Origin of the sequence: Streptomyces sp. NPDC005496, from assembly GCF_042872045.1 — a bacterium.
Taxonomy (GTDB): domain Bacteria; phylum Actinomycetota; class Actinomycetes; order Streptomycetales; family Streptomycetaceae; genus Streptomyces.
Genome location: NZ_JBIAJQ010000023.1, coordinates 1 through 7,652 on the forward strand (window position 1 = coordinate 1; position 7,652 = coordinate 7,652).

4 protein-coding genes and 1 pseudogene are annotated in these 7,652 nt (G+C 69.4%); 4 read left to right on the forward strand and 1 reads right to left on the reverse strand.

From position 1 onward, the window contains the following. Positions 1 to 760 precede the first annotated feature (760 nt). Positions 761 to 1,396 carry a hypothetical protein gene (locus ACFYQQ_RS39485; RefSeq protein ID WP_356244662.1) on the forward strand — a complete coding sequence of 212 codons (636 nt, stop codon included), beginning with the start codon at positions 761 to 763 and terminating at the stop codon, positions 1,394 to 1,396. Positions 1,397 to 2,015: 619 nt separating this feature from the next. Here ACFYQQ_RS39485 and ACFYQQ_RS39490 read toward each other — a convergent pair. Continuing rightward, the gene (locus tag ACFYQQ_RS39490) at positions 2,016 to 2,390 is read right to left on the reverse strand and encodes a peptidase inhibitor family I36 protein (protein ID WP_355794479.1); all 375 of its coding nucleotides are present in this window, start codon (positions 2,388 to 2,390) and stop codon (positions 2,016 to 2,018) included. Between the two features lie 202 nt (positions 2,391 to 2,592). On the opposite strand from ACFYQQ_RS39490, the gene ACFYQQ_RS39495 reads away from it, so the two are divergent. The 3 genes and pseudogenes from ACFYQQ_RS39495 to fxlM all read left to right on the forward strand — a co-directional run. Then, positions 2,593 to 5,967 carry an RHS repeat-associated core domain-containing protein gene (locus ACFYQQ_RS39495; protein WP_388907332.1) on the forward strand — a complete coding sequence of 1,125 codons (3,375 nt, stop codon included), beginning with the start codon at positions 2,593 to 2,595 and terminating at the stop codon, positions 5,965 to 5,967. Positions 5,968 to 6,358: 391 nt separating this feature from the next. After that, positions 6,359 to 6,574: a hypothetical protein gene (locus tag ACFYQQ_RS39500; RefSeq protein ID WP_355795115.1), complete on the forward strand. Its 216-nt coding sequence runs from the start codon at positions 6,359 to 6,361 to the stop codon at positions 6,572 to 6,574. 150 nt (positions 6,575 to 6,724) lie between these two features. Continuing rightward, positions 6,725 to 7,514: pseudogene (gene fxlM, locus ACFYQQ_RS39505) on the forward strand (methyltransferase, FxLD system); the annotation flags it as partial. Positions 7,515 to 7,652: the final 138 nt, after the last annotated feature.

Consider the following 7,652-nt stretch of genomic DNA (forward strand, 5'->3'; position numbering starts at 1 on the left):
GAGCAGCGAACAAACCCCCAACACCACACCAGCAAAGAGGGGTTGCTCGGAGACCCACCCCCGCACCCGGCCACGCCCAAGACCGCAACCAACCCCGCCGGGACACACCCCCCCACCCCCACCAAGACGCCACAGCCCACATGCGTGGAGCACCGGCCCCGGCACAAACCGACCAACACTCAACCCAGCCCACAGCACGAGCCACCCACCAGCCCAGTCACAGCAGACAGCCGGGTCGCCTGACGGCGCAGCACCGGACGTGGCCGTGGCCCTCACGCCGCACTCACCCGCCCCCCACCCAGCAGGCCACACCGACCTCCCACACAGCCACACCCAGGCACCCGATGCCCTCCCCCACCACCACAAGACTGCCCCACCCGCCCGGGACAGCCGCACCAACCCGGGCTGCCCCGCCAACCCGACACCGGCACGCTGACTCGAACTGACACGCCCCCAAAAACGACCGCCGCGCCCGAGAACACCGGCACAGGCACAACCATCCCGGACGCCCCGTCAGCGCAGGCCACAAGCGGCCGTACAACGCGACTCGGCACCCACGCTTCGGTCCACGAGTGCACCGAAAGCGGCAAGGCGCAAGGAATCCGCAGGCGTACCGGAGCAGGCGCAGCACCTGCGGTCTCCAGCCACTCACGACCTGGTGGCATACCGGAGTACTAGGCTGTGCGCCAGCCGGGCCCTAGGCACAGGGTCCCCCAGGGGGAGGGGAAACAGGATGTCCGTCGAGCGTCACATAGCGGGGATGCTGCAGCAGATCGCCCGCCAGCAGGACATCATCGAGATCGCCCCCCAGGGCACCACACGCAAGGCAGCCGCCCTGGCACACGTGGCGCAGCAGTACGGCTACACCTACACCACGGCGTACAGGACCGGATACAAGAACTCCCTCGTCCAGGTCCGGATGCACCGCGACCCCCACCCAGACGCACGCGTCCGCGAAGCAGCCACCATCACCCGCCACCCCCAAGCCGGCAACGGCGGAACCCTACCGGGCCTCAAACACGGCACACTCACACCACTGCCCGAAGCCGCCGGCGCCGTGGCCGTGCTGAAAGACCTCATCACCTTCGACGTCATGGCCCTCTACATCGCCACCCGCACCCAAAAGACACTGACCTACCTCGCCTGCGCCGCCCTGACCCTCCTCATGCTCATCGACACATCCCCCCTCGAAGCACTCACCTCAGGCACAGCGGTCGCCCTGCTCGCCACCGCCGCATTCACCATCGGCGCCACCCACCGCAAAAACATCACACAACGACTCACCCACGCCGGATACACCGCCGTACACGACGAACACGGCAACCAACGACTCCTCCCCCCAACACACCAACCACCCCACCAGGCACCCCACCCCACCAGCCCACACACCACCTGACACCCACACCAACCACGCCTGGCCACCGCGCCACCGGACACACAACACGAGCAACCCCCGCCCGGCGCAACATGGTCCACCCGAGTCCCGGCCGCCACTACGTCCAACTGTCGTCACTACGCGGCCGTCCCGCGAAGACCTCCGACCCGGACACCATCAGCAGCGCACCCAGGGCCGACGTGCCCTCAGCAGATGTCGAGACGATCGAAGTCGCACGTAGCGGAGGCTGGGAACCTGTAGACGTTGCCGTCCGCGGGAGCCTAGTACGAGTACCTCGGAGGGCCCCCAGAAACGGCCGCCTCTCATCATCGGGGCCCACGTATCCGCAGCCATCCGATCAATCCACAGGATGACCACCTCGGGCATAGGACTCGACTCCGTGCCACGCCGACGGACCCGCCAACGCCCGGCCAACGTGCTCCTGCGACGGATCGAGAGAGCGTCGAGCCGCATGGCCGAACTTCAAGTGCGCCTCGTACAGACCAGTGTGAATCGGCCCGAACTCGTCAAGATCCGTCGGCTGACAGCCATGGAAGAGGACGGTGAACTCCTCAATGAGGTCGCAGAAGCGCGGCCGCTACAGCCGCCCTGCGCCGACAGGCCGGTACCTGACGGGAGGTCAGCACTCGCCGCGCCAGACCACCTTAGTGAAGGTCACACCGGGCTCGAAGTCGTACTTGTATGTCCCCGGGCCGGGGTTGTAGTGCACACACTCCTCCCAGGTGCCGCCGTTGTACGTCCAGGTGAGCTGGACGTGGTCGGCGCCCGGGTAGGGGATGCCGTTGTTGAATACGGACCGGCCGGAGACGCTCCCGCTCCAGTTGTCGGTGACCTTGAGCACCACCGCACCGGTCTGGCCCTCCCCCGCGTAGATGCAGAAGTACTCCTTCGGGCAGCCCGACGGGTCGGGTTCGGCGAAGGCCGCGGGGGCGACGGCGGTCACGACGCCGACGGCGGCGGACACGGCGGCGGTGACGAAGACGGAAGTGCGCACAGTGGGCTCCCTGGGATGTCCGTGGCTCGCCTGATTGACGCGGCCGCCTCCGGGGCGGCGTCGCAGTCGACCACGAAGCGGGGCGGCGCTCAAACACTACGACGCTATTCGAACTGAGGCCCAATTCCCTCGGGGGCGGGTCACGTTGAGAAGGCTCAGTGAGCCGAGGGGCCACTGAGTCCATCTCACACCAGGGGGAACCATGTTCTTCTCACGCCCGTACGACAGATTCGGGCGCCGCCGGGGCGAGTACCGAAGCGCACAGTTGCTGACCGCGCTGACTGCGGTACTCGCCCTCGGCGCCACCGCCACCCCCGCCACGGCCGCCCCCCGCTCCGACCCCGCGCCGGGCGGCTCGCACTGGCGTGACCACGGCCGGGCGAAGATGCCCCCGGTCCGCGACGGTGTGACCCGACCGCCGCGCACCGTGCGCTCCCACGCCCCCTCCGAAGCCCAACAGGCGTACGCTCAGCGGGAGTCGAAGCGGCTCAGGCAGGGCCGGCGCGCCGCCGCCCCGTCCGCGGCGCGCGCGGCGGCGTACGTGCCGCGCGGCCAAGGCCAGGTGCCCTGGCACCGCATAGCCGACTTCCGCATCACCGACGCCCTGGTGGGCCGGGTCGACTACTCCACCGGCAACCTGATGCTGGCCGCCACCGACTTCGACATCGCCGGTGTGGGCCAGCCCCTGCGGCTCACCCGGACGTACAACTCCTTCGACGCGCCGACGGGCCAGACCAGCCGTCCCTGGTGGCTGGGGTACGAACGCAACCTCGACGTGAGCGGGGCGGACTCGGTCCTCGCCTACGACGAGACCGGCGCCCCCGTGGAGTTCGGCCGCGGCGACGACGGCAGCCTGAGCACGCCGAGCGGGTACTCCAAGGATCTGCGCAAGAACGCCGACGGCACCTACACCCTGACCGACCGCTCCTCGGGCGCCGCCGACACCTACGACACGGCCGGCCGGCTCACCAAGGTCACCGAACGCAACGGCGGTGTCCTCAGCGTCACCGCGCATCGCGCCGGCGGCGCCGACGCGGGCTTCAAGCTCACCGAGACCCGCTCGGGCCGCTGGATCGACCTGACCCACCCCAGCGCCACCCGCTGGGAGGCGAAGGACAACACGGGCCGCACGGTCGGCCTCGAACTGTCAGCGGAGCACGGCAACGTACTGCGCACCACCGACACCGCGGGCCGAACGACCTCGTACGGCTACGACGGCGACGGCCGGATCGTCAAGGTGACCACCCCGGAGGGGCGTTCCACCGCGTTCACCTACGACGCGGCCGACCGGGTCACCTCCGTCCGCCGGTACGCCGAGAGCGGCGGCGGGAGCGGACCCACGTACACCTACTCCTACGACAAGGCCACGCCGGCGGAACAGGGCACCAGCAAGGTGACCGACCCGCTCGGCGACACCACCGCGTACGAGCACAACGCCGACGGCGAGATCCTCAAGGTCACCGACGCGCTGGGGCACGTACGGTCCTCGACGTACCTCAACCACCTCCTGCAGACCGCCACCGACGCGATGGGCACCGGTAGCGGCGGGACGGGCGGCAATGTGACCACCTACGGGTGGGACGCCCGCAACAACCCCTCCTCGGCCAAGATGCCGACCGGGGCCACCTCGACCGGGAGTTGGCAGACCGTCGCGGGGGCGGAGCGGCTCACCAGTTCCACCAGCGCCGACGGCGAGAAGACCGACTTCTCCTACGACGCCGCGGGCAACACCGCGTCCGTGGCGACCAGCGGCGCGGGCGGAACCCGCACCTTCACCTACAACGAGGCCAACCCCACCTGCGGCGGCTTCCAGGGCCAGCGTTGCTCGGCGACGGACGCGGACGGCAAGCGGACCGACTTCCACTACGACGCTGCGGGCAACCTCGACAGCGCCACCCCGCCCGCTCCCCTGGGCCGCACCACCTACACCTACGACGCCCTGGGCCGCACCGCGACCGTGACCGACGGGCGGGGCGTGAAACTCACCTACACCTACGACCGGCGCGACCGCGTGGTGGCGGTCGAGAGCAGCGGCTCGACGACCGTGCGCTATGACTACGACGGCGACGGGAATTTGTCCACCCGCACGGACTCCACCGGCTCCCAGCACTACCAGTTCGACGCGCTGAGCCGGGAGACCGTCCGCACCCTGCAAAACGGCTCGCAGACGGTGCTGGCCTACACCGCCGACGGCAACGTGGACACCTACACCGACCCGGGCGGGACCACCGACTACACCTGGGACGCGGCCGACCGGCTGACCGAACTCACCGGGCCTCAGGGGAAGAAGACGACCTACGGCTACGACAACAACGACCGCCGCACCCGCACGACGTACCCCGGCGGGACCGTGCAGGCGCAGACGCTGGACGACTCCGGGCGACCGCAGAACCTCAAGGTGTCCGCGCCGTCGGGGATCATCCTCAACAACCTTTCCTACGAGTACGGTTACGTCTCCGGTGACAAGTCGCTGGACGGGATGAAGATCCGGGCGCGCACGGACCACCTCGCGAAGACCCGGACCACCTACGACTACAACAGCGCCGGGCGGCTCTCCCTGGCGGCCGAGACCGACGCGTCGGGCCGCCAGGTGTCCTGGCAGTATTGCTTCGACCCGGCGGGCAACCTCACGTCACAGGGCACCTCGCCCGGCTGCCCCGGCAAGGCCGACGCCTTCACCTACAACGACGTCTCCCAGCTTGTCGCCAGGAACGGCGTGAGGACCGGCTGGTCCTACGACAAGGCGGGCAACGAGACCTCCGCCGCCCCGGCCCCGGCCACCGCCCGCACCGACGAGCAGTACACCGACCACAGCCAGCTGAAGTCGCTGGCCACCGACGGCACCACGTACACCGCCCAGTACGCCAGCACCGACAGCAGTGAGCGCACCCGGCTGGGCGGCACCACCTTCCACAACGGGCCGCTGGGCCTGTCCGGGCAGACGACCGCCGGCAAGGACACCGAGTTCATCAGGGAGCCGAACGGCACGCTCAACTCCTTGTCCACCGGTGGCCGCAGCCACTTCTACCTCACCGACGCCCTGGGGTCGGTCATCGCTCTGGTCGACGACTCCGGCAAGCGGGAGAACACCTACGCCTACACGCCGACCGGCCTGCCCCGCACCGGCACTACGGAGTCCGTGCCGCAGCCCTTCCGGTTCGCCGGCGGCTACCAGGACCCCACCGGCCTCTACCACTTCGGGGCGCGCTACTACGACCCGTACATCGGGCGCTTCACCCAGCCCGACCCCTCCGGCAAGGAGACGAACCCCTACCTCTACGCCGACGGCGACCCCCTCAACCGCATCGACCCCGACGGGCACAGCTTCATCGACAAGTTCCTGCTCATCAAGGACCTGACGGAGCTCGGCACCGACGCCCTGAACGGGGACGGCAAAGCACTCGAAGGCGACCTGGTCGGGGCCCTCGCCGGTCTCGCGACCGAGACCGCCTGCATGTTCGTCGCCGGCGCGGCCGGCGCGGCGACCGCCGGTCTGGGCGGCGCGGTCGTAGCTGGCGGCTGCGCCCTGCTGGGCTCGGCCGTCGGAGACGAGGCGAAGGACCTGTACGTCGGGTGAGATCGGGCACCCGAGCACGGAAATCCGGCTCACGGAAAAAGGGGTACGACTCATGACCGATCAGGCGGCGATCTGGTTCCCCGACGGCACCCCCGGCGTAGTGCTGACGGTCATCGCGGTACTGGCGGTGACCACCGGCATACTCATCGGCCGCCGTTCCCGAAAGAAGTGACCCCACGGCTCGGCCCGGCGGTGCATGTACAACGCTCCGCCGAGCCCAGCCCGATCCCACAACGGAAACGTGCCAGGAACGGGCCGGGCCCGGGACAGCTCGAGAACAGACCCAGGCCCAGGGACGGGGCCCGAGCCCGCGAACCGCGGCGGCGGTCACGGTGGCGAGGGGCGCGCCCCAAAATGGCGCTCAGAGGTCACCCAGAGTTCGTTCGCCGACGTGGGGCAGCCGCCTCCGCTCGCCGAACGGCCCGGGTTCGCAGCGGCCTGCCGGTACGCGGCACAGGGGTACGCCCACGGCATCCTCGCCATCGCACGGCCAGCACTCACCACTGACGACGAGACGTACGCGCGCGTACTGGCCCATCTCTATGTGCGCTACGTGTTCCTCACCTACCCGTCCGTCGGCGAGATGACCCCTGGGCCCCACTCCTGACTTGACACCTGAAGGCTTGGGTCAGGAGCGGTCACCAAGCCCCCTGCGTCGTTGCGGTCGAGTGGGGCGCACCGCCGATAGCCTCCCGGCCCAGCGGGCCGGCGATGCCGGCCTACGAATTCCCCGAACACGAACGACCGAAGGAAGTCCATGACGAACACGACCGTCGAGCCCGACGAGGCGTCCCGCCTGCGGAACAAGGTGGTGGACGAGCTGTGCGCGGACGGCGACATCTCTTCCCCGGAGGTCGAGGCGGTGATGCGCAAGGTGCCCCGGCACGAGTTCACCCCCCGCTGACACGCCGCTGGACGAGGCGTACGACACGTACGCCGCCGTGATCACCAAGACGGACGAGCACGGTGTGCAGCTCAGTTCGGTCTCCGCGCCGCAGATCCAGGCCATGATGCTGGAGCAGGCCCAGGTGAAGCCCGGGATGCGGGTCCTGGAGATCGGCTCGGGCGGGCTGAACGCGGCCTACCTCGCCGAGCTCGTCGGTGAGAACGGTGAAGTCGTCACCGTGGACATCGACCCCGTCGTCACCGATCGCGCGCGCCGGCTCCTGAACGAGCATGGCTACGACAGGGTGCACGTCGTCACCGCCGATGCGGCCGAGCCCATCCCGGACCTCGGCGAGGTCAACGTCGTGATGGTGACCGCCGGGGCCTGGGACATCGCCCCGGCCTGGACCTCCCAACTCAAGTTGGGCGGCCGGCTCGTCGTGCCGCTGCGGATGCGCGGCCTGACCCGGTCGGTGGCCTTCACCCGGGTCGGGGGCGAGCACGGCCCGTACCTGGAAAGCGAGTCGACACGGATCTGCGGCTTCGTCCCGATGCAGGGCTCGACCGCCCACCGGGAAGAACTCCTCCTCGTCAACGGCACCCCGGAGATCGGGCTCAAGTTCGATGACGGCCTGCCGGCCGACCCGCACCGGCTCGACAATAGGACACTGTCTTAGAACCCCTAACGAAATGATCTTCGAAGTGGTTGGATCACTCCGGGACCGATGATCCGGAGGTGTGCGGTGGCGCGGCCGAAGCCGTGGGAAGTCGACGACGATCTGTGGGCAGTGATCGAGCCG